The following is a 22,289-nucleotide window of genomic DNA, read 5'->3' as shown; positions in this document are numbered from 1 at the left end:
GTGCCCGCCGATGTGGCCGGAGCTTGAGGCCGGGTGGCGCCAGGGTTGGTCGATGTGATCTGAGATCGAGGTGCATGGGGTGGGAATGTCCGTTTGACCGCAGACGGTCAGCCAGGGGCGTTGTGGGAGGTAGACTTTTCGGTGGCCTGTCACCACAGGCCGACTTCGCATGCCCCACTGCGGACCGCGCCATCGGTCCGGGCCCACGGCCCGGCTGGAGCGGGTTCGGGGCATCAGGGCGGCAGCCGACGTGTTGCCGCGGCACAACCGAGAACCGCGCCCATCCGCAGGGCGCCCAGACCTGGAGGACCAGCAAATGGCCCCCGTCGTCACCATGCGACAGCTGCTCGAGAGCGGCGTTCACTTCGGCCACCAGACCCGGCGCTGGAACCCGAAGATGAAGCGCTTCATCTTCACGGAGCGCAACGGCATCTACATCATCGACCTGCAGAAGTCGCTCTCCTTCATCGATCGTGCGTACGACTTCGTGAAGGAGACCGTCGCCCACGGCGGCACGATTCTGTTCATCGGCACCAAGAAGCAGGCTCAGGAGGCCATCTCCGAGCAGGCCTCGAGGGTCGGCATGCCCTACGTCAACCAGCGCTGGCTGGGCGGCATGCTCACCAACTTCTCCACCGTGCACAAGAGGCTTCAGCGTCTGAAGGAGCTCGAGGAGCTCGACTTCGACAACGTCGCGGCCTCGGGGCTCACCAAGAAGGAGCTCCTCATGCGCCGTCGTGAGAAGGACAAGCTCGAGCGCACGCTCGGCGGCATCCGCGACATGGGCCGCGTGCCCAGCGCGGTGTGGATCGTCGACACCAAGAAGGAGCACATCGCGATCAGTGAGGCCAAGAAGCTTGGCATCCCTGTCGTCGCGATCCTCGACACCAACTGCGACCCCGACGAGGTCGACTACCCGATCCCGGGCAACGACGACGCCATCCGCGCCGTCGGCCTGCTCACCAGGGTCGTCGCCGACGGTGTCGCGGCCGGTCTGATGGCTCGCTCCGGCGCCGCTCGCGGCGACGAGAAGCCGGCCGCAGCCGAGCCGCTGGCCGAGTGGGAGCGCGAGCTCATCGAGCAGGGCACCACGGCTGACGAGGCCGCCGAGGCCGCTCCGGCGGAGGCTGCTGCGCCCGAGGCTGCTGCGGAAGAGGCTGCTCCGGCCGAGGTCGCCGCGGAAGAGGCCGCTCCGGCTGAGGCTGCTGCGGAAGAGGCTGCTCCGGCTGAGGCCGCTGCCGAGGAGGCCGCTCCGGCCGAGGCTGCCGCCGAGGGCGAGACCGAGCAGCAGGCCTGATCCGAGCGACGGTGAGGACCGCGGGCGGCAGTCCTGAACTGATGGTGTGAACCAAAGGTCAGGGTTGCGGCCGCGGTCATCGCCACGGCTCGGGTGCGGGCAAGCACGGCGCCACGTGCTCGGGTGAAGGCAAGCAAGGCAAGCTGACATCTGAATAACGGCGAATCACCCATCGGCTGGGCGATGCGCAAGGCACGTGTCCTGACTGGGCAAACGGCTGAGCTGCGATCGGCGAGCCCGACCCGCGCCATCCTGATCAGGCGGTTTGCTGAGGCCGATCGCCGGAGGTCATGGCCGATGGTGGTGGCCGAGCTCAGGTGGTAGGTCGCGGCGAGGCTGGGCAGTATGGCCAGCGGAGCAGCGGCGGAGCCGGCCCGGGCCGGAGCAAGGTAAGGCAAGGCTTGTAGGACGGCACGCGCCTGCCGTGCACGACCAAGGGTGGGCAACCGGATCCCCGGGCGCCCACCCGATCCACGACGACGAATCCCACGACGACGAAATCCCACAAGGAATAAGAGCAATGGCTTCCGTGAACATGGCCGACGTCAAGCGGCTTCGCGAGATCACCGCTGCCGGCATGATGGACTGCAAGAAGGCGCTCGAGGAGTCCGAGGGCGACTTCGACCGCGCCATCGAGCTGCTGCGCCTCAAGGGCGCCAAGGACGTGGGCAAGCGTGAGGCCCGCACCGCCTCCAACGGCCTCGTCGCGCTTAAGCAGGACGGCGACTCCTCCGCCGCGCTGCTCGAGCTCAACTGCGAAACCGACTTCGTGGCCAAGGGCGAGCGCTTCCAGGAGCTGGCCGGCCAGGTCGTCGCGCACGTCCTGGAGACCAAGCCCGCCGACGTGGCCGCGCTGCTGGAGTCCTCCTTCGACGGCAAGTCCGTCAAGGAGCACCTGGACGTGGCCAACGTCGCGCTCGGCGAGAAGATCGAGATCCGCCGCTTCGCGGTGCTCGAGGGCGGCTACATCGGTGCTTACATGCACAAGACCGACCCCGCGCTGCCCCCGGCCGTTGGTGTGCTGGTCCAGCTGGACAAGCCGAACGCCGACGTCGCCAAGGACATCGCGCAGCACGCCGCCGCCATGGCCCCGCAATACCTCAAGGCCGACTCGGTGCCGGCCGAGGTCGTCGACAAGGAGCGCAAGCTCTTCGAGGAGATGACTCGCGAGGAGGGCAAGCCCGAGGCGGCGATCGGCAGGATCGTCGAGGGCCGGGTCAACGGCTGGTACAAGGACTTCACGCTGCTCCAGCAGGCGTTCGTGAAGGACAACAAGAAGAGCGTCGGCAAGTACGCCGAGGAGAACGGCGTCGAGGTCCTCGCCTTTGTCCGTTTCAAGGTCGGCCAGGCTTAGGCTTTAGGCAAGCCACCAGCCCACGATTCACCGAATGAAGGAGGCCGCCGCCGTGCAGGACCACCGGGAGTCAGCCCACGAATCCACACGGGCGGCGGCTTCCTCATCGCCAATTCCGCTCAATCACCTGAGGTGGAAGCGGGTGATGCTGAAGCTGTCGGGCGAGGCCTTCGCCGGCAGCGAGCCACTCGGCATCGACCCGGGTGTCGTCGATCACCTGGCCGACTCGATCGCCGAGGCGGTACGCGAGGGCGTGCAGGTCGCCGTCGTGGTCGGCGGCGGCAACATGTTCCGCGGCGCCACCCTGTCGCAGGGCGGCATCGACCGGGCCAGGGCCGACTACATGGGCATGCTCGGCACGGTCATCAACTGCCTGGCCCTGCAGGACTTCCTGGAGCGCCGGGGCGTCGAGACCCGCGTGCAGACCGCGATCACCATGCAGCAGGTGGCCGAGCCGTTCCTGCCGCGCCGCGCGATCAGGCATCTCGAGAAGGGGCGCGTGGTCATCTTCGGCGCCGGCCTCGGCTCGCCGTTCTTCTCCACCGACACCGCGGCATCCCAGCGCGCCCTGGAGATCGGCGCCGAGGCGCTGCTCAAGGGCACGCAGGTGGACGGCATCTATGACTCCGATCCACGGAAGAATCCTGACGCGGTCAGGTTTGACCATCTCGACTACGGCGAGGTGCTGCTGCGCGACCTCGCGGTCATGGACGCCACCGCGATCAGCCTGTGCAAGGACAACGATCTGCCGATCGTGGTCTTCGACCTGATGGGCGAGGGCAACATCCTGCGAGCCGTACGCGGTGAGAAAATCGGCACGCTGGTGAGTCCCGCAGGCAAATGACGGAGCGAGCCCGACACCGGCAGCTAGTAGACGACAGGGAGCCGCTGTGATCGACGAAACCCTCCTCGAAGCCGAGGAAAAGATGGACAAGGCCGTCTCGGTCGCGAAGGAGGACTTCGCGACCATCCGGACGGGCCGCGTCACGCCATCGATGTTCAACAAGATCAGTGCCGAATATTACGGCACGCCGACGCCGATCCAGCAGCTGGCGTCGTTCCACGTGCCCGAGGCGCGCATGGTGCTGATCCAGCCCTATGACAAGAGCTCGATGGGCGCGATCGAGAAGGCCATCCGCGACTCCGACCTCGGTGTCAACCCGACGGACGACGGTCAGGTGATCCGCGTGACGTTCCCGGAGCTGTCCGAGGAGCGCCGCAGGGAATACATCAAGGTCGCCAGGAACAAGGGCGAGCACGCGAAGGTCTCCATCCGTAATATCCGGCGTTCCGCCAAGGAGATCCTCGACAAGATGATCAAGGACGGCGACGCGGGCGAGGACGAGGTCAGGCGGGCAGAGAAGGAGCTCGACGACCTCACTCAGAAGCACGTCGCCAAGATCGACGAGCTGCTCAAGCACAAGGAAGCCGAGCTGCTCGAGGTCTGAGCGGCGCACCCGCGGACAGCGGGTCCGGCATCTACGGCCCTCGCCCGAGGCGGCGGGGGCCGTGTCTCATGGAGAACTCTGTGGAAGAACCTACGGCTGGCACCAGCCCGAGCGGCGGCGGCCGTAGCGGACGGAACCTGCCTGCCGCGATCGCCGTCGGCGTGGTGCTGGGCGCGCTGGCGCTCGGCTCCCTCTACACGATCAAGGAGCTGTTCCTCCTGGTGGTCGTGGGTGCCGTGGGTGTCGGCGTGGTGGAGCTGACCAGGGCGTTCGCCACCCGGGACATCAACGTGCCGGCCGTGCCCGTGCTCGGCGGCCTGGTGGCGATGCAGGCGGCGGCCTACTGGGGCGGGCCGGTCTGGTTGCTCGCCACGTTCGTGATATTCGCGTTCGTGTTGCTGATCTGGCGGATGTTCAGCGACGGCACGGAAGGCTACGTGCGCGACGCGACGTCGTCGGTGTTCACGTTGTTCTATCCCGTGCTGCTGGCGGCGTTCGTGCCCATGCTGCTGCGGGCGGACGACGGCGACCACCGCGTGGTGATCTTTCTCGCGGTGACCGTGGCCAGCGACATCGGCGGCTACGTCGCGGGCGTGTTGTTCGGCAGGCACCAGATGACCGCCATCAGCCCGAAGAAGACCTGGGAGGGCTTCGCCGGGTCGCTTGTGGCGTGCACGGCGGTCGGGGCGTGGCTGGTGACATGGCTGCTCGGTGGCGCGCTCTGGCAGGGGGCGCTGATCGGCGCGCTGGCCGCACTGCTGGCGACCGTGGGCGACCTCATCGAGTCGATGATCAAGCGGGATCTCGGCATCAAGGACCTGGGCACGATCCTGCCCGGCCACGGCGGTCTGATGGACCGGCTCGATTCGCTGGTCACGACGCTGGTGCCGGTCTGGGTGCTGATGACGCTGTTCTTCTAGCGGTGCTGGGCCTCGAGCACCTCCCTGGTGACGGGGGTCAGCCAGAGCCACCGTACGGCCTCGCCGCCGAAGGCGAATCCTGACATGTCGGGCATGTGGGGGGCGTCGGCCTGCATCAGCACGCCTGAGTACTGCGGCCCCAGCGGGAACGTCGACGGCTCGTGATACCACTTCGCGGTGTGCCCGTGGCCCAGCCAGGTGACCGAGTGCCACGGATACTGCGACAACCACACCAGCAGCAGCGCCGCGTCCCTGGGGTCCTCGCGGGTGGCCACGGCCAGCTCGATCCTGGCGTACGCGCCGGGTTTGTCGATCCACTGCTCGACCGTCGGCATCCGCTGGCAGCTCATCCCCACCGTGGACAGCACGCTGAAGCCACGTTTCCGGTGCGGCGGGCGCTCGGTGATCCCGACGGTCGGCAGCCGCTCGCCGCTGGCGTCCCAATACCTGCCCGCCGGCCCCAGCACCCGGTCCAGATGTCCCATCACGAACTGCTGGAACGACGGCCACGACCCCTCGCTGTGCCGCCAGCGCCAATAGGACTTGGCGTTGGTGATCCGAGGCTCCAGCCCCTCCAGCGCCTCCGCCAGCGCCCACGCGAACGGCGACTCGCCCACCGCGTCCCGCGCGTAGCCGGGCATGCCCCTGCTCATGTCCGCCCAGCCGGGGATGACCGCCAGCAGGACGTCGTCCTCGTAGAGGGCGACCCCGTCGCCTTCCTCGAACCACAGCGCGGTGAGCTGGCCGAGCGGCCGGCGGCCGTCCGGGTGCAGGGTGTTGTGCCTGGGCATCAGCGGCGGCAGTCCGGCGTTGATCCTGGCCAGGTCCACGACGGCGGGGGCCGGGCGGTGGTTGGCGAGCCAGACGGCGCCATGGACCGTTCCGCCGGGCGAGCACAGGTAAGCTACCGAGGAGTCCTCGTCCCGCTCGACCACGAGCGTCCGGCTGCCGTACGGGTTGCCGGCGGCGAGGACGACCTCGGCGCCACCCTCGCCTGATGCCGCCCGGAAAATCGCCATACGTGAGCACTGTAGATCCGGCGGAGACCATGACGCGACCCGTAGCGACAGCAGGAATTCCACCTCCGATCCCAGCGTTCACTACCCTGGTCGGAAACACTTGAAGCAAAGGCAGAAACGTGTCCCAGCCCCCTGGTCAGCTCACCTTCGTCGCACCGCGACGGGCCAAGCCCGCACGGCACCTGGCCGACCTGTCGATGGCCGATCGGCGGGCCGCGGTGACCGAGCTGGGCGAGAAGGCCTTCCGCGCCGACCAGCTCTCACGCCACTACTTCGAGCGCCTCACCGCCGACGTCGGCGCGATGACCGACCTGCCCGCCGCCTCCCGGGAGAAGCTCGGCGCGCTGCTGCCGACCCTGCTGACCTCGGTGAGGGAGCTGGCCACCGACGGCGGGACCACGCGTAAGACGCTGTGGCGGCTGTTCGACGGCGCGCTGGTCGAGTCGGTGCTCATGCGTTACCCCGACCGGGTCACGATATGCGTGTCGTCGCAGGCCGGCTGCGGCATGAACTGCCCGTTCTGCGCCACCGGCCAGGCGGGCCTGACCCGCAACATGTCCACCGCCGAGATCGTCGAGCAGGTCGTGGCGGGCGCGCGGGCGCTGGCGGCCGGTGAGGTGCCTGGCGGGCCGGCGCGGGTGAACAACGTCGTGTTCATGGGCATGGGCGAGCCGCTGGCCAACTACAAGCAGGTGATCGGCGCCGTCCGCCGCCTGGTCGAGCCCGCGCCGCACGGGCTGGGCATCTCCGCCCGCGGCGTCACGGTCTCCACGGTCGGCCTGGTGCCGGCCATCGGCAAGCTCGCCGACGAAGGGCTGCCGGTCACGCTGGCGCTGTCGCTGCACGCGCCCGACGACGAGCTGCGTGACACGCTGGTGCCGATCAACACGCGGTGGAAGGTGTCGGAGGTGCTCGACGCCGCGTGGGCGTACGCGGCCACGACCAAGCGGCGCGTCTCGATCGAATACGCGCTGATCAAGGACATCAACGACCAGGAGTGGCGGGCCGACCTGCTGGGCAAGCTCGTCAAGAACAAACTGGTGCACGTCAACCTGATCCCGCTCAACCCGACGCCCGGGTCCAAGTGGACGGCGTCGCGGCCGGAGGACGAGCGGGCGTTCGTCCGGCGGCTGCAGTTCCACGGCGTGCCGGTCACCGTGCGCGACACGCGGGGGCGCGAGATCGACGGGGCCTGCGGGCAGCTCGCCGCCGCCGAGTAGATCAGCCCTTCAGACGTCGCCAGATGTAGAACGCGAGGGCGAGCAGGCACCAGGCGAGTGAGACGGCGGCCAGCTCGGGGAGCCGGGAGACCAGATCACCGTCGTTCGCCGCCCGCATCCAGCGCACGACCGGGACCGTGAGCCAGTACAGCGGCGAGGCGCTCAGCAACAACATCAGCAGGAACCCGAGCACCAGGCTCATGATCGACAGAGCCGGTGAGGGAAGGATGGCGCGGCTGGTCAGCGCGCCCAGCGCGGTCCCGGTCAAGGCCGCCAGGGCGTGCACGGCGAGAGCGGCGCTCAGCAGGCCGGGCTCCGGGGCGCCGCTCACGCCGAGCAAGAGGGCCGCCGCCAGGCCGATTCCGGCGAAGACGGCACACGTCGCGAACGCCGCCACGAGCCCCGCCGCCAGTTCCCTGCCCCGGCCGCCTGCCGCGACCGCGGACATCTCGCGTTGCCGGTCGGGCTCGGTGTCGAGGAGGCTCCTCGCGGCCCAGGCCAGGATGAGGATGATCAGTACGGCGCCGTCGGTGAGCACGCTCGCCTCCTGCCCGCGTGGCGCCCGGCTGCCGTGCAGGATCGCCAGCATGGCCAGGGCGAGCAGGAGGGCCTGGTAGACGCGGTGGGAGCGGATGTAGGCCGCCAGGCGGAAGGTGGCCAGGGCGATGATCATCCGGTCTCCTCGATCTCGCGGGCCTGGTAGCCCTCGTCGCGCATTCTGGCGAGGAAACGGGGGAGGTCGGCGGCGGGCAGCGTGACCGCCACGGTCGCGCTCTTCTCCTGGACGAGGGCGGCGGCGGTGGTGCTCTCCTTGAGGTGGCCGTCGAGCAGCGACCAATGACGCAGGCCGGGTAAGGCGCGCAGGCCGCCCTGGTGATCGCTGGCGATGACGATGGCGCCGCGCGCCGCGACCTCGGCGGCGATCGCGGGCAGTGCCTCGCGGGCGTCGGCGTCGAGCCCGGCGAACGGCTCGTCCATGATCAGCAGCCCGGGCTCGGCCATCAGCGCCTGGACCAGGCCGACCTTGTGCGCGCTGCCCTTCGACAGCTCGCCCAGGGGCACGGCCAGAAGGTGCTCCATGTTGAGCCGTTCGGTCCACGGCTCCCAGCGGGCGCCGCCGCGTACGCGGGACATGTGACGCAAGTAGGCCGTGACCGTGAACGGCTGGTCGGCGGGGAAGCGGTCGGGCGCGAACCCGACGACGTCCGGACGCCCGGTGATGGTGCCCTTCGTCGGCGCGGCGAGCCCGGCCAGCAGCCGGAGCAGCGTCGACTTGCCGGCCCCGTTGACGCCGCTCAGCTCGATCACGTCACCGGGGGCGAGCTGCGCGTCGGCATCCTGGATGACGAAATCATCACGCCTGCGGTAGCGGAAGAAGACCTGGGACAGACGCATGGTGGTGTAACGGTATATGCCGGGTCGCATGCTGGGGATAAAAGAGGCCCCACAATGGAGGTACCCCCAGCACGATTCAAGAGGAGTGTGGGCTTGAACCGCTTTCCGCGCGTCATGGGTATGCGTTCAGGCTATGACCCCGTGGAGGTCGACGCCTTGATCGGGCGGATCGAGGCGACCCTGGGCAGAGGCTCGCACACCTTTGAGCCCGTCACCGCCGACGAGGTGCGTACGGCCACCTTCCGCGCCAAGCGCGGCGGCTATCACGAGACCGCGGTCGACTTCGCCCTGGAAGCGTTCGTGGTGGCGCTGGAGACCCAGGCCAAGCGGCCCGTGCGGCTGGCCATGGCCGAGCCCACCGGCGAGATGCTGCGCGAGGAGTGGTTCGAGGGTCAGGCGGCACGCGTCGAGCGGGTGGCCTTCCGCCCGGGCCGGATGGGCAGCGGCTACAACGAGGACGAGGTCGACGCCTTCCTCGACCGCATCGTGGCCACCTTACGCGGCACCACCGACTTCCCCGTGACGGCGAAGGAGGTGCGCGAGGCGAAGTTCTCGACCGTGCTGTTCAAATCCGGCTACTTGATCGCGGATGTGGACTCGTTCCTCGCGAGCATCGCGGATGTGCTGGAGCAGCGCGGCTAACCGTCCTGGACGGCGGTGAGCACGCCGTGCAGGTCGGGCAGGACCTTCTGGATGATCGTCTCGTCCGGGGCGCGCTCGCCCAGCCGGTTGATCCACACGCGGCGGATGCCGAGCCGGTGGGCGGGCACCATGTCGTGGAAATAACTCCCCGCCACGTGCACCCAGGTAGACGGCTGGTGCGCGCGTTTGAACAGATCGAAGTGGGCGTTGTCAGGTTTGTACGCCCCCGCGTCCTCCGACGTCACCACCGCCTCGAACGGCACCTGCAGCCGCCGCAGCGTTTCGGCGATCAGGTCGCGGTCGCAGTTGGTGAGCAGCGCCAGATTCCAGCCGGCCGCCCGCAGCGCCGACAGTTCGGCCCCCACCTCCGGGAACACCGGCCAGTAGGGGATCGTCGCGGCCGGCACAGTGGCGTCGTCCTCGTTCAGCTCCACCTTCTCCTCCGCGCAGGCCCGGCGGAGCGTCTCGGCCATGACGTGGCGATAGCGGAGCGTCGGCGACTCGGCCTGCACGGCCTGCTCGTGCCGGTTGTACGCCTCCAGCAGGCGCGCCCCCTGGCCGGGCGCGATCAGCTCGGCGCTGGTGAATAGGCCGTGCCGCCAGTCGACAAGAGTGCCAAAGCAGTCGAACGTTACCCATTTCATACGTCTCATCATGCTGCCTATGACGCTCTCTGGAAGACCCGTCGACTCGCGAGTTGGAGCTCAAACCGGTGGAGTGAGGTGCGGGTGCTGGGAGCGCTTGTTCGCCTCGTACGCCTCCCGCAGAGCGTCCGGCGTGCCCACCTGCGCCACGGGCACGTCCCACCATGCCTCGGAGGACGGCGCGTCGTCCGCCATGCGGTCGGTGCGGACGTAGATGACCGTGGTCTCCGTCGCGGAGCGCGCTGTGTCGAGCGCCTTGCGCAGGTCGGCGACCGACTCCGCCCGCAACACGGACGCGCCCAGGCTGGCGGCGTTCGCGGCCAGGTCCACCGGCAGCGGGCCGCCGTCGAACCGGCCGCCGCCGCGGTAGGCGTAGGAGGTGCCGAGCCGCTGCGCGCCGACACTCTCCGACAGGTGGCCGATGGAGGCGAAGCCGGAGTTGTCCACCAGGACGACGATCAGCTTGATGCCCTCGGAGATCGCCGTGACGAGTTCCTGGGCCATCATCAGGTAGGAGCCGTCGCCCACCAGCACGAACACCTCACGCTCCGGGGCCGCCATCTTGACGCCCAGCCCGCCCGCGATCTCGTAGCCCATGCAGGAGTAGCCGTATTCGACGTGGTAGTTGCCCGGGCCGCTCGGCCGCCAGAGTTTGTGCAGGTCGCCGGGCATCGAGCCGGCCGCGCACACCACCACGCCGTCGTCGCTCGCGGCCGTGTTGACGGCGCCGATCACCGCCGACTGCGGCGGCGGGGAACCCTCCAGCGCGTACGCCGCCTCCACGGCCGCGTCCCACGCCCGGGTCAGCCCGGCGGCCCGCTCACGGTAGTCGTCCGGCACTCCGCGCCAGCCCGCGAACGCCTCGGCCAGCTCCGCGAGCCCCTCCCGGGCGTCGGCCACCAGCTGCAGGCCCGACAGCTTGGCGGCGTCGAAGCCGGTGATGTTGATGTTGAGGAAGCGCGCGTCGGGGGCGAAGATCGTCCGGGAGGCGGTGGTGAAGTCGCTGTAGCGGGTGCCGACGCCGATGATCAGGTCGGCCTCGCGGGCCAGCGCATTGGCCGCGGTCGTGCCGGTGGCGCCGATGGCGCCCACGGCGAGCGGGTGCCCGTAGGGGAGTGCGCCCTTGCCTGCCTGCGTCTCGGCCACCGGGATGCCGTACGTCTCGGCGAAGAGCCGCAGCTGCTCCGTGGCGTCGCTGTAGATGGTGCCGCCGCCCGCGACGATCAGGGGGCGTGCGGCCGACTTGACCAGCTGGGCGGCCCGGAACACAGCGGCACGCTCGGGGCGGGGCCTGGGGATGTGCCAGACGCGGTCGGCGAACAGCTCCTCCGGCCAGTCGTACGCCTCGGCCTGCACGTCCTGCGGGAGCGCGATCGTCACCGCGCCGGTCTCGGCCGGGTCGGTGAGTACGCGCATGGCCGCCAGCAGCGCGGACGGCAGCTGCTCGGGGCGGTTGATCCGGTCCCAGTAGCGGGAGACCGGCTTGAAGCAGTCGTTGACCGAGATGTCGTACGAGCGCTGCTCCTCCAGCTCCTGGAGCACCGGACCGGCCACGCGGGTGGAGAAGATGTCGCCGGGCAGGAGAAGCACCGGGAGCCGGTTGATGGTGGCGCCGGCCGCGCCAGTGATCATGTTGGTGGCGCCGGGGCCGATCGACGTCGTGCAGGCCAAGGTGGCCAGCCGGTTGCTGGCCCGGGCGTAGGCGGCGGCCGTGTGGACCATGGCCTGCTCGTTGCGGCTCAAGTGGTAGGGCAGGTTTTCCGTCGAGGTGGCCAGTGCCTGGCCCAGACCCGCGACGTTGCCGTGTCCGAAGATGCCCGTGCAGCCGCCGAAGAACCTGCGTTGCACGCTGTCGCGCTCGCTCCACTGGTGGGCCAGGAAACGTACGACGGCCTGCGCCACGGTCAACCGGGTCGTCATGAAATCCTCCCGAACGGCAGTCTAGGGTCGATGAGCTGGTCGTCCCACGACGAACGGATCCAGGCGTGGCGAGGATCGTCGCACGCTTCAGCTCTTCACATCGTCCAGTGTTCGGTTGTTAGATGGCCACTGTCCGGTCGAAGACGCAATATGCGGTGCATCTCCTCGGCAATATGTGCAGGTCTTTACGTCATATGAATGTCATGACATATTGGCCCATGGCTTACCTCCTTACCTGATCTGTCGGAGGGTTTGCATGGCATTGCGTAAAGTCGCCGCGGTCCTCGCCGTGGCCGGGATCGGATTAGCCGCCTGCGGCCAGTCGTCCGGCGGTGGCGGTGGCGGTGGCACCATCGAGTTGACCATCGCCCAGAACGCCATCGCGGGCGGCAAGAACGCCGCCGCGGCGGACTTCATCGCCAACTGGGTGATCCCCAAGTTCGAGGCGGCCCAGAAGGCGAAGGGCAAGGACGTCAAGGTCAAGTTCGTCCCCAGCGGCGTCGACGACGAGCAGTACAAGACCAAGCTCTCCCTGGACCTCAAGTCGGGCAAGGGCGCGGACGTGATCGACATCGACGGCATCTGGGCCGGTGAGTTCGCCGAGGCCGGTTACATCAAGCCGCTGGCGGACGTGGTCGGCGCCGAGGCCGACGCCTGGGACGGCTGGGCGCAGATTCCCGAGTCCGTGCAGGGGCTGGCCACGTACAACGGCAAGAAGTACGCGCTGCCGATCGGCACCGACGGCCGCGTGCTCTACTTCAACAAGACGCTCTTCCAGAAGGCCGGCCTCTCGGCCGACTGGCAGCCGAAGAGCTGGCAGGAGATCCTCGACGCCGGGACCAAGCTGAAGTCCGCGGGCGTGCCGGTGCCGATCCAGGTCAACGCCGGGACGGCGATGGGCGAGGCCACCTCGATGCAGGGCGTGCTGCCGCTGCTCGCCGGCGCGGGCGGCGAGGTGCAGAAGGACGGCAAGTGGACCGGCGCCTCCCAGCCGCTCAAGGACGCGCTCGGCTTCTACCAGAAGATCTACGGCGGCGGCCTCGGCGACCCCAAGCTGCAGCAGGAGGCCAAGGGCCGCGACAAGTCGTTCCAACAGTTCGCCGAGGGCAAGATCGGCATCCTGATGGAAGGCGACTACTTCTGGCGCGGCGTCATCAACCCCAAGGACGGCGTGGCCCCGATGGACGATCGCGACCAGAGCGTCGGCTACGCGCTGATCCCGGCCATGGAGCCCGGCAAGGGCATCCGCGGCCAGGACTTCGTCAGCATGTCCGGCGGCGCCCTGCGCACGGTCAACCCCAACACCAAGCATCCGAAGGAGGCCTTCGAGCTGCTGGCCTTCACGCTCTCGCCGGAGGCGCTGAAGGAGGAGACGAAGGACGGCAACGTGCGCATCACGCCGCGTACGGACGTCAACAAGGAGATCCTCGCCGGTGAGCCACTGCTGACCTTCATCTCGGACAAGGTGCTGCCGCTGACGGCCTTCCGGCCGCCGGTCGCGGTCTACCCGCAGGTGTCGGTGGCGCTGCAGGAGTCCACCGCCGCGGTCGTCGGCGGCACCGCGCCCGACCAGGCGGCGACCGCGTACCAGAAGACGCTCGAAGGAATCGTCGGTGGCGCAGGCAACATCATCGCCCCCTGACCTCGTTGACGAGGAAGCCCCCGCCCGCCGCTCCTACAGCTCGGACGCGGCGGGCCTGGGCCGGCTCAGGGCCGGGATCTTCGTGGCCCCCGCGCTGCTGCTCGTCGCGGCCTTCCTCGTCTTCCCCGCGCTCTGGGTGCTCTACCTGGGGCTGACCAACTACCGGCTGACCGGGATCGCCGCGGCCGAGCCGCAGTTCGTGGGGCCGGCCAACTTCATCGACGCGGTGTCCAACCCGGCGTTCTGGAACTCGACCTGGCTGACCGTGCAGTTCGTGCTGGGCTCGGCGGTCATCGGTCAGGTCGGGCTGGGCTTCACCATCGCCTGGTTGCTGCGCGACCGGCAGGGGCCGCTCAAGCGGCTGGTCGAGGGCCTGGTCATCCTGGCCTGGATCCTGCCCAGCGCGGTGGTGTCGTTCCTGTGGGTGGCGCTGCTCGACCGCGACGGTGGCACGCTCAACGCGCTGCTCGGCCTGCCCGGGTCCGCCTGGCTGCTCGATCACCCGATGTTGTCGATCATCGTCTTCAACACGTGGCGTGGCACCGCGTTCTCGATGATGTTGTACGGCGCCGCGCTCGGCAACGTGCCGCCCTCGCACCTGGAGAGCGCCCGCCTGGCCGGTGCCTCCGGCTGGCAGCAGCTCAGGGACGTGGTGTTCCCGCACATCAGAGGCCACATCCTGACGAACCTGCTGCTGATCAGCCTGTGGACGTTCAATGACTTCACCCCCTTCCTGATCACGGCGGGCGGGCCGGACGGGAGGTCGGAGATCCTGGCGGCGCACGTGTACAAGGTCGCGCTGCAGAGCGGCGAGCTGGGTTACGGGGCGGCGGTCTCCACGGTCATCCTGCTGATCAATCTGGTGGTGGCGGTGTTCTACCTGCGGTTGCTGCGGAGCAGGAAATGACGGCGCGGTTCGTGGTCGGCCGGATCGGCTTCTACACGCTGATCGCGGTGCTGCTGGCGTTCTTCACGATCCCGCTGCTCTGGCTGGCGAGTGCCCCGTTCACCTCCGACCCGACGTATGAGGTGGCTGTGCCCGACTTCACCTGGGAGAACTTCCAGGCGGTCGTGGAGCATCCGTACGCGTTGCCGTCGCTGTACAACTCGCTGGTGTTGTCGGCCGGCACGGCGGTGCTGGTGGTGGCGATGGCGGCGCTGGCGGCGTACGCGTTGAGCCGGGTACGGCTGCCGGGGCGCGACGCGCTGCTGTACGCGTTGTTGCTGCTGTCGTCGATCATCACCGGGACGGCGGCCATGGTGCCGCTGTTCCAGCTGGCGGTGGAGCTCAACCTCATCGACTCGCACTTCGGGCTGATCCTCATCCTGACGGGCGGGCTGCTGCCGGCGGCGATCTTCATGTTGAAGGACTTCATGGACTCGACGCCGAAGTCCTATGAGGAGTCGGCGCGGGTGTTCGGGGCGTCGCCGCTGCAGATCGTGCGGCACGTGGTGGTGCCCTTGGTACGGCCGGGGCTGGCGACCATCGGGGTCTGGGCCGTGGCCAACGTGTGGGGAAATTTCCTGATGCCGTACCTGCTGCTGAGCGATGTCGAGAAGCAGCCGGCGGCCGTGATCACGTACACGCTGTACACCGAGGGCGGCCAGGCCAACCTGCGGATGTTGTCCACGTTCGGGCTGCTGTACTCGGTCCCCGTGGTGATCATGTACCTGTTCGTCAGCAAGAAATACGGCTTCCGCTTCCACGGAGGGATCAAGCGTTAAATGGCCGCCATCGAACTACGCGGGCTGACCAAGATCTATCCCGGCGGGGTGAAAGCCCTCGACGCGCTCGACCTGGTCATCCCCGACGGCGAGTTCTTCGCGCTGCTCGGCCCCTCGGGCTGCGGCAAGACCACGTTGCTGCGGACCATCGCCGGGCTGGAGGCCGCCACCGGCGGCGCCGTGGTCATCGGCGAGCGCGACGTGACCGGGGTGCAGCCGGGCGGCCGGGACGTCGCGATGGTCTTCCAGGACTACGCGTTGTTCCCGCACATGGACGTCACGGACAACATTGCCTACCCGCTGCGCATCAAGAAGGTCGCCAAGGCGGCGCGCCGCGACAAGGCGGTCGAGGTCGCGGCGCGGCTCGGGCTCGAGCACCTCATGGACCGGCGTCCCGGCCGGCTGTCCGGCGGGCAGCAGCAGCGGGTCGCGCTGGCGCGGGTGATGGCCACGCAGGCGCAGGCGTTCCTGTTCGACGAGCCGCTGTCCAACCTGGACGCCCGGTTGCGGCTGGAGGCGCGGACGTTCCTCAAGAAGCTCCAGCGGGAGCTCGGCGTCACCACCGTCTTCGTCACCCATGACCAGGCCGAGGCGCTGGCCATGGCCGACCGGATGGCGGTGATGGAATCGGGGCACATCCGGCAGATCGGCACGCCGGCCGAGGTGTTCCAGCGGCCCGCCAACACGTTCGTGGCCGGATTCATCGGCTCCACGCCCATGAACCTGCTGGACGGCGCCGTACGAGGTGACAGGCTGGACGTGGCAGGGTGCAAGGTGGCCGTCCCGGCCTCGGCCGAGGGGCGGCTGAGCGACGGGGAGAAGATCGTGTACGGCGTGCGACCCGAGTACATGTCCTACTCGGCCGAGCCCGCGGAGGGCGCGCTCGGCGGGAAGGTGGCCATCGTGGAGAACCTCGGCGCCTCCCATCTGGTGACCCTCGACGTCAACGACGTGACCGTGCAGGCCGTCGTGCCGGAGGGCAGCGAGCCGGCGCTCGGCGAGGACGGCTACGCCGTTCCGCGGCGCGACCGGGCCCTCGTCTACCGGGACGGAGAGCTGGTGTGAGGGGTCACTGGAGCCTGGACGACCGGCTGGAGCTCACGCTGCGGGAGGTGCCGTTCGAGGTGCCCGCGGGGACCGCCGCCGTGACGGTGCGGCTGTCCTACGACCGGTCGCAGGGAGTGCTGGACCTCGGGTGCGGCTCGCCGGACGGGTTCCGCGGCTGGTCGGGCGGGGCGCGCGACGAATACACGATCACCGCCGACTGGGCGACTCCCGGTTACCTGCCCGGTGCTGTGGAGGCCGGCACCTGGCGCGTGTGGTTGCGGCTGCATCGCATCCCGCTCCAGGGGCTCGACTACACGCTGGACATCTCCACGGAGTCCGCTGTCCCTCCGGAGCCGGTCGTCGAGGAGCCGCCGCACGGGGAGCGGCCGCCCCGCCGGGAGATTCCCGATATCGACGGCATGCGGTGGTTCGCCGGGGATTTCCACGCCCACACCGTGCATAGTGACGGCAACCTGACCCTCGCCGAGCTCGCCGAGCTGGCCCACGGGCGGGCGCTCGACTTCCTGGCCGTCACCGACCACAACACCGTCAGCCACCACCCCTGGCTGGCCAAGATCGACCGCGAGATCACGCTCATCCCCGGCCAGGAGGTCACCACCGACCGCGGCCATGCGAACGTGTTCGGCGACGTCGGCTGGGTGGACTTCCGGCAGCCCGCCGACTCCTGGGTCGAGCACGCCGAGCGTGCGGGCGGCCTGATCTCCGTCAACCACCCGCTCGGCGGCGACTGCGCCTGGCTGCTGCCGATCAGCCGCCGGCCCCGGCTCGCCGAGGTGTGGAGCTCCGGCTGGTGGGACCGGCGCTGGGGCGCGCCGCTGGCCTGGGCGGACGCCTGGCGGGACGACGTGATCGCGATCGGCGGCAGCGATTTCCACAGCCACGGCTCCGACGGCCTGCCCGGCGCGCCCACGACCTGGGTGCTGGCCGAGGACACGAGCACGGTGCTGGACGGCGTGCGGGCCGGCCGCACCGCCGTCTCGGCGGGGCCGGACGCGCCGCTGCTGCTCAGACTGGGCGACGAGCTGCTGGCCCTGGACGCGGGCGGCCTGGTCCTGGTGCGCCCGGACGGCGGCAGACAGCTGATCCGCGACGATCGCGCGCTGATCCCCGCAGGTGTAGGGCGGCACCGCCTGGAAACCCACGAGAACGAGGTGATGGCCCTGTGCGAGTGAATGTCGCCAATGCGCCCGTGAGCTTCGGTGTGTTCGAGCTGACCGACGCGCCGCCGCCGCTCAGTCCCGACGCGATGGTGCGCGCGCTCTCCGAAGCCGGGTACGAGGGCATCGACTCCGGGCCGATCGGTTACCTGGGCACCGGCTCCGAGCTGGCCGACCGGCTGGCAGGGAGCGGGTTGCTGCTCGCGGGCGGCTGGGTGGACCTGCGGTACGGCGACGCGGAGGCGTACGCGCGGGGGCTGCCCGCGCTGGAGGCCGCGCTGGACGTCTTCGCCGCAGCGCCGCCGGCGCCCGAGGGGATGGGGCCGCGGCCCACGCTGGCCTGCTCGGGCTCGCCGGAGCGGTTCGCCCGCCCCGGCGGGAGCGTTCCAGGGTTGCCGGCGTCCGAGTGGCCCGCCTACGCCGCCCGCGTGCAGGAGGCCGTGGACCGCTGCCGCGACCGCGGCTTCGAGCCGGCCTTCCATCACCACCTGGGCACGTACGTGGAGACGTCCGAGGACGTGGAGCGGCTGCTCGAGCTGACCGACGTACGGCTCTGCCTCGACACCGGGCACCTGCTGCTGGCCGGGGGAGACCCGGTGGCGGCGCTGCGCGCGTGGGCCGGCCGGGTGGAGCACGTGCACATCAAGGACGGCGACACCAAGATCCTCGCCCAGGCCCTGGCCGATGGGGCCGACCTGCGCGAGCTCATGGGCCGTGGCGGATTCGCCCCGCTCGGCGAGGGCGAGCTGGATCTGCCTGCCGTGGCGCGGACCCTCGGCGAGATCGGGTATGCGGGGTGGATCGTCATCGAGCAGGACACGCTGCCCGGCCGCCGCACCGTCGCCCAGAACATCGCCGACCAGGCCGCCAACCGCAGGAAGCTGGAGGAGCTGGGATTGTGAGAATCGCACTGTTCGGGTGCGGCGCGGTGACGCAGGCGGTGTACGTGCCGCTGCTGTCCAGGCGCCGCGACCTGTTCGAGGTGACGGCCGTGTGCGACCTGTCGCCTACGCTCGCGGGCGCCGTCGGAGACCGGCTCGGCGCCGCCCGGCGGTACACGGCGCTGGAGGACATGCTCGCCGCCGGCGGCTTCGACGCCGTGCTCGTGCTGGCCTCCGGCTCCCACGGCGAGGCCGTGCGCCGGGCGCTGGCCGCCGGCCACGCCGTGCTGTGCGAGAAGCCGCTGGCGCTGACCCAAGCCGAGGTGGCGGCGCTGCCCGAGGGACGGCTGATGGTCGGCTACATGAAGCAGTACGATCCCGCCGTGCGCCGGGCCGAGGAACTGCTGGCCGAGCTGGGCGGACCCGGTGTCATCAGGGCGGTCGAGGTGACGGTGCTGCATCCGAGCGGGGAGTCGCAACTGGCGTTCGCGAACCTGGCGCAGGCGCGGGACGTGGACGCCGGGCTGCTGGCCTCGCTGCGGGCCGCCGAGAGTGCGCTCGTGTCGCGGGCGGTAGGGGACTCGTCGCAGGTGCAGAGTTTGTACGGGGTAGCACTCGGCTCGATATGTCACGACTTGTCGCTCCTGCGGCGCTTTACCGGGTCCCCAACCGAAATTTCGTACGTCGAGACCTGGGGTCCCCCGCCCGGCTCCATCGAGATCTCGGGCCCGCTGCCCGCCCAGGGCAGGTTCTCCATCCGCTGGCACTACCTGGAGGACTACCCCGCCTACCGCGAGAGCGTGACCATCCACCACGACAAGGGCACGCTGGAGCTGGTCTTCCCCTCGCCCTACCTGATGAACGCGCCGACGACGCTCACCGTCGTGTCCGGCGGGGAGAGCCGGACCGAATGGCGGGACGTGACCGAGGCGTTCGAAGTACAACTGGCCGCCTTCCATGCTTTCGTGAACGATGGCAAGCCGCCGCTCACCGACGTGGGCGGCGCTCTGGAGGACATCGTGACGGCCCAGCGGATCGCCGCCCGCTACGCCGTACAACATGATCTGCCCCTGGGAGGGGAGGCCGCGTGAGCATGGAGATCGTCGTCGTACCGCACACGCACTGGGACCGGGAGTGGTACGAGCCGTTCCAGCGGTTCCGGCTGCGCCTGGTGGCGCTGCTGGATGAGGTGCTCGACACGATGGAGCGCGAGCCCGGCTACCACTTCACCCTCGACGGGCAGCTGGCCTGCGTGGACGACTACCTGGAGGTGCGGCCGGAGAACCGCGACCGCATCGCCGCGCTGGTCGAGTCGGGGCGGCTGGCGATCGGGCCGTGGCAGATCCTGCTGGACGAGTTCCTGTGCTCGGGCGAGAACATCGTCCGCAACCTCGAGCTCGGCATGGACCGGGCCGACAAGCTCGGCGGGGCCATGCCGGTCGGCTACCTGCCCGACATGTTCGGGCACACGGCGCAGATGCCGCAGATCCTGCGCAAGGCCGGGCTGTTGCACGCCTGCGTTTACCGCGGCGTGCCGTCCTCCGTCACCACCGACTCCTTCGCCTGGGTCGCCCCGGACGGCACGGCGCTGCGGACCCAATACCTGCCGGTGGGCGGGTACGGGAACGGCGCCCACCTCTTCTCCGACGCCGAGGGGCTGACCGGGCGGGCGGCCGAGTTCGTCACGACGATGCGGGAGTGGCACGGGCCCGAGGGCGCGCTGCTGGCCATGTACGGCACCGACCACTCCGCGCCCGTGCGCGGCCTGCCGGAGATGGTGAAGGCGATCGGCGCCCGCATGGACACCCTGTCCGGCTATATCGGGAAATATCCAAGTGAAGTAGACGGGCTGCCGCGCGTGCACGGGGAGCTGCGCTCCCACGCCCGAGCCAACATCCTCCCCGGCGTCATCTCCATCCGCCCCCACCTCAAGCAGGCCATGGGCCGCGCCGAGCGCATGGTGGAGCGGTACGCCGAGCCGCTGGCCGCGCTCTGGGGCGGCGAATGGCCGGGACGCTTCCTCGACATGGCGTGGTGGCGGCTGGTGGACGCCAGCGGGCACGACTCGGTGACCGGGTGCGGCGTGGACGAGACCGCCCAGCAGGTGGCCGCCCGCATCGCCGAGGCCGAGCACCTCGGGCAGGCCGTCCGCGACATGGTGACCGCCCGGCTGGCGGCCGCCGTGCCGTCTGACGGCGTGCTCGTCGTCAACCCCACGCCCGGCGTACGCAGCGGCATCGTGATCGTGGACGTGGCAGGCACCGACCCGCTCGTGGACCCCTCGGGCGCGCCGGTGCCGGTGCAGCCGCTCGACTACGCGCCCACGCTGCTGCTCGACGCGGAAATGGACCCCGCCACGGCGCTGACGTTCATCCACGGGACCGAGCTGTACGGGCAGCACATCACCGGCTGGGCGGTCAAGGGCGGCACCCTGACGTTCACGGTGGCGCGCGAGAGCTCGGTCGTCATCGACGTGGCCGACCTGCGCGACGCGCTCGAGGGCGTGACCCGCGTGCGCATCGTCGCCGAGCCCAGGCGTACGGTCGCGGCCATGGTGGAGGCGCCGCCGCTGGGCCACACCAGCCTCCGGACCCGGCCGCACGAGCAGGTGTTCACCCCGCCGGTGCCGTCCGGCGGGCTGCCCAACGTCGAGCACCACCGGTCCTGCTGGATGGGCTCGGACTCCGCGACCCTGCCGGTGCGCGGGGACGAGGAGGTGCTGGACAACGGGCTGCTGCGGGTCACGATCAACCGTGACGGCACGCTGACGCTGGTCGGCCAGGACGGCACGACCGTGACCGGCGCGGGCCGCATCGTGGACGGCGGCGACGTCGGCGACACCTACAACCACGCGCCTCCGCTGGCCGACCTGATCGTGTCCGAGCCGTTGTCAGTCGAGGTGGAGCTGGTTTGGTCGGGGCCGCTGGTGGCGGCGGTGGACGTGCGGCGCACGTACGCGTGGCCGGCCGCCGGCGACGCCCTCGACGGCGCGCCCGAGGCCCCGGCCGGCTCGCGGACGACCCGTACCGAGGAGATTCTCGTCACGACCCGGGTCGAGCTCCGGGCCGGCGAGCCGTTCGTCCGCCTGCACGTCACCCTCGACAACCGCTGCGCCGACCACCGGGTCCGCCTGCACATCCCGCTGCCCGCCGCGGCCACCGAGTCGCACGCCGAGGGCCAGTTCGCTGTCGTCACCCGCGGCCTGACCGCCGAGGGCGGCTGCGGCGAGACGCCCCTGCCCACCTTCCCCGCCTCGTCGTGGGTGGCGGCCGGCGGGGTGGCGGCGCTGCTGGAGCACGTGACCGAGTACGAGCTGGTGGACGGGGAGCTGGCGCTGACCTTGTTGCGCTCGGTCGGCTACCTGTCCCGCAACCGCAACGCCTTCCGCCCCGAACCGGCCGGTCCTCAGCTGCCGACCCCGGCGGCGCAGTCGCGGGGCGTCCGGTCGGTGAGCCTGGCGCTGATGCCGTACCAGGAGTCCTGGGGCGAGGTAGTGCCGCACGCGGAGGCCTTCCGCCATGACCTGGTGGTGGTGCCGGGGGGCGGCGATCGCGCCCTTCCGCTGCCGGAGCCTGCGGCCGGGCTGTCGGTGACGGGGGACGGCGTGGTGATGACCTCGCTGAGGATGCGTGATGAGTGGCGGGAACTCCGCGTGGTCGCTCTGACGCCCAACGACACGGAAGCCGTGATTTCCGGCAACCTTCTGCAGGCCCGGCATGCTGATTTGCGAGGGCGTCCGGGGGAATCAGTGCACGTCGAAGGCGGTGAGGTGCGGCTTCCCCTGAAGGCGTGGGAAATCGCGACCATCCAAATTCGTCAACTCTAGGTGAATCAACGTGCCTGGCTACGGCGAGTGATCGTCGTCGCGTCCGCGGAGGCACACCCCTCAACACGCCTTGCCGCCTTGTGGTCAGCCACAACACACACCGTCATACTTCAGGTGACCTCCAATTGCCC

20 protein-coding genes are annotated in these 22,289 nt (G+C 69.8%); 15 read left to right on the top strand and 5 right to left on the bottom strand.

The features are described from left to right. The first annotated feature begins 316 nt into the window (after positions 1 to 316). The 5 genes from rpsB (at position 317) to Q9G87_RS21465 (ending at position 5,019) form a co-directional block, all read left to right on the top strand. Complete coding sequence (gene rpsB / locus Q9G87_RS21485) at positions 317 to 1,297, top strand: 30S ribosomal protein S2 (protein WP_305918207.1); 981 nt, start codon at positions 317 to 319, stop codon at positions 1,295 to 1,297. A 520-nt stretch (positions 1,298 to 1,817) separates the two neighbouring features. Then, positions 1,818 to 2,651, top strand: a complete 834-nt coding sequence (tsf, locus tag Q9G87_RS21480) for a translation elongation factor Ts (RefSeq protein ID WP_305918206.1) — start codon at positions 1,818 to 1,820, stop codon at positions 2,649 to 2,651. 145 nt (positions 2,652 to 2,796) lie between these two features. Beyond that, the gene (gene pyrH / locus Q9G87_RS21475; RefSeq protein ID WP_241563775.1) at positions 2,797 to 3,495 is read left to right on the top strand and encodes a UMP kinase; all 699 of its coding nucleotides are present in this window, start codon (positions 2,797 to 2,799) and stop codon (positions 3,493 to 3,495) included. 46 nt (positions 3,496 to 3,541) lie between these two features. Then, positions 3,542 to 4,099, top strand: coding sequence for a ribosome recycling factor (frr, locus tag Q9G87_RS21470; protein ID WP_305918205.1), 558 nt, complete (start codon positions 3,542 to 3,544; stop codon positions 4,097 to 4,099). Between the two features lie 80 nt (positions 4,100 to 4,179). After that, complete coding sequence (locus Q9G87_RS21465) at positions 4,180 to 5,019, top strand: phosphatidate cytidylyltransferase (RefSeq protein ID WP_305918204.1); 840 nt, start codon at positions 4,180 to 4,182, stop codon at positions 5,017 to 5,019. On the opposite strand, the gene Q9G87_RS21460 is transcribed toward Q9G87_RS21465, so the two are convergent. After that, positions 5,016 to 6,038, bottom strand: a complete 1,023-nt coding sequence (locus Q9G87_RS21460) for a suppressor of fused domain protein (protein ID WP_305918203.1) — start codon at positions 6,036 to 6,038, stop codon at positions 5,016 to 5,018. The two genes, Q9G87_RS21465 and Q9G87_RS21460, sit on opposite strands and share 4 nt — an antisense overlap. 119 nt (positions 6,039 to 6,157) lie before the next feature. Here Q9G87_RS21460 and rlmN point away from each other — a divergent pair, with 119 nt between their 5' ends. Then, a complete protein-coding gene (rlmN, locus tag Q9G87_RS21455) occupies positions 6,158 to 7,258 on the top strand; it encodes a 23S rRNA (adenine(2503)-C(2))-methyltransferase RlmN (protein WP_305918202.1) in 1,101 nt (366 codons plus the stop codon). Position 7,259: 1 nt separating this feature from the next. On the opposite strand, the gene Q9G87_RS21450 is transcribed toward rlmN, so the two are convergent. Both Q9G87_RS21450 and Q9G87_RS21445 read right to left on the bottom strand, forming a co-directional pair. Beyond that, positions 7,260 to 7,931, bottom strand: a complete 672-nt coding sequence (locus Q9G87_RS21450; RefSeq protein ID WP_305918201.1) for a hypothetical protein — start codon at positions 7,929 to 7,931, stop codon at positions 7,260 to 7,262. Next, positions 7,928 to 8,683 (bottom strand): ABC transporter ATP-binding protein, encoded by a 756-nt coding sequence (locus Q9G87_RS21445; protein WP_305918200.1) that lies wholly within the window; start codon positions 8,681 to 8,683, stop codon positions 7,928 to 7,930. The genes Q9G87_RS21450 and Q9G87_RS21445 overlap by 4 nt, the downstream gene beginning before the upstream one ends. Positions 8,684 to 8,794: 111 nt before the next feature. On the opposite strand from Q9G87_RS21445, the gene Q9G87_RS21440 reads away from it, so the two are divergent. Then, the gene (locus tag Q9G87_RS21440) at positions 8,795 to 9,295 is read left to right on the top strand and encodes a DivIVA domain-containing protein (RefSeq protein WP_305918199.1); all 501 of its coding nucleotides are present in this window, start codon (positions 8,795 to 8,797) and stop codon (positions 9,293 to 9,295) included. Here the strand turns inward: Q9G87_RS21440 and Q9G87_RS21435 are convergent. Both Q9G87_RS21435 and iolD read right to left on the bottom strand, forming a co-directional pair. After that, positions 9,292 to 9,939 (bottom strand): HAD-IA family hydrolase, encoded by a 648-nt coding sequence (locus tag Q9G87_RS21435; protein ID WP_305918198.1) that lies wholly within the window; start codon positions 9,937 to 9,939, stop codon positions 9,292 to 9,294. The genes Q9G87_RS21440 and Q9G87_RS21435 overlap by 4 nt on opposite strands. Positions 9,940 to 9,999: 60 nt before the next feature. Next, entirely contained in the window at positions 10,000 to 11,859 is a 1,860-nt protein-coding gene (gene iolD / locus Q9G87_RS21430) for a 3D-(3,5/4)-trihydroxycyclohexane-1,2-dione acylhydrolase (decyclizing) (protein WP_305918197.1), read from the bottom strand. A 256-nt stretch (positions 11,860 to 12,115) separates the two neighbouring features. On the opposite strand from iolD, the gene Q9G87_RS21425 reads away from it, so the two are divergent. The 8 genes from Q9G87_RS21425 to Q9G87_RS21390 are packed head-to-tail and all read left to right on the top strand — an operon-like array spanning position 12,116 to position 22,158. Beyond that, a complete protein-coding gene (locus tag Q9G87_RS21425; protein ID WP_305918196.1) occupies positions 12,116 to 13,501 on the top strand; it encodes an extracellular solute-binding protein in 1,386 nt (461 codons plus the stop codon). After that, positions 13,473 to 14,408 carry a carbohydrate ABC transporter permease gene (locus Q9G87_RS21420; protein ID WP_305918195.1) on the top strand — a complete coding sequence of 312 codons (936 nt, stop codon included), beginning with the start codon at positions 13,473 to 13,475 and terminating at the stop codon, positions 14,406 to 14,408. Before Q9G87_RS21425 ends, Q9G87_RS21420 begins: the two co-directional genes overlap by 29 nt. Further along, the gene (locus tag Q9G87_RS21415; RefSeq protein WP_305918194.1) at positions 14,405 to 15,226 is read left to right on the top strand and encodes a carbohydrate ABC transporter permease; all 822 of its coding nucleotides are present in this window, start codon (positions 14,405 to 14,407) and stop codon (positions 15,224 to 15,226) included. The genes Q9G87_RS21420 and Q9G87_RS21415 overlap by 4 nt, the downstream gene beginning before the upstream one ends. Next, positions 15,227 to 16,291, top strand: coding sequence for an ABC transporter ATP-binding protein (locus tag Q9G87_RS21410; protein ID WP_305918193.1), 1,065 nt, complete (start codon positions 15,227 to 15,229; stop codon positions 16,289 to 16,291). Continuing rightward, complete coding sequence (locus tag Q9G87_RS21405) at positions 16,288 to 17,466, top strand: CehA/McbA family metallohydrolase (RefSeq protein WP_305918192.1); 1,179 nt, start codon at positions 16,288 to 16,290, stop codon at positions 17,464 to 17,466. The genes Q9G87_RS21410 and Q9G87_RS21405 overlap by 4 nt, the downstream gene beginning before the upstream one ends. 17 nt (positions 17,467 to 17,483) lie before the next feature. Continuing rightward, positions 17,484 to 18,353 (top strand): TIM barrel protein, encoded by an 870-nt coding sequence (locus Q9G87_RS21400; RefSeq protein WP_305918191.1) that lies wholly within the window; start codon positions 17,484 to 17,486, stop codon positions 18,351 to 18,353. Then, positions 18,350 to 19,423, top strand: coding sequence for a Gfo/Idh/MocA family protein (locus tag Q9G87_RS21395; RefSeq protein WP_305918190.1), 1,074 nt, complete (start codon positions 18,350 to 18,352; stop codon positions 19,421 to 19,423). Before Q9G87_RS21400 ends, Q9G87_RS21395 begins: the two co-directional genes overlap by 4 nt. Before the next feature lie 2 nt (positions 19,424 to 19,425). Then, positions 19,426 to 22,158, top strand: coding sequence for a glycoside hydrolase family 38 N-terminal domain-containing protein (locus Q9G87_RS21390; RefSeq protein ID WP_305918518.1), 2,733 nt, complete (start codon positions 19,426 to 19,428; stop codon positions 22,156 to 22,158). Positions 22,159 to 22,289: the final 131 nt, after the last annotated feature.

Origin of the sequence: Nonomuraea turcica (genome assembly GCF_030718205.1) — a bacterium.
GTDB lineage: Bacteria > Actinomycetota > Actinomycetes > Streptosporangiales > Streptosporangiaceae > Nonomuraea.
This window is presented reverse-complemented; position numbering and strand designations above follow the sequence as displayed.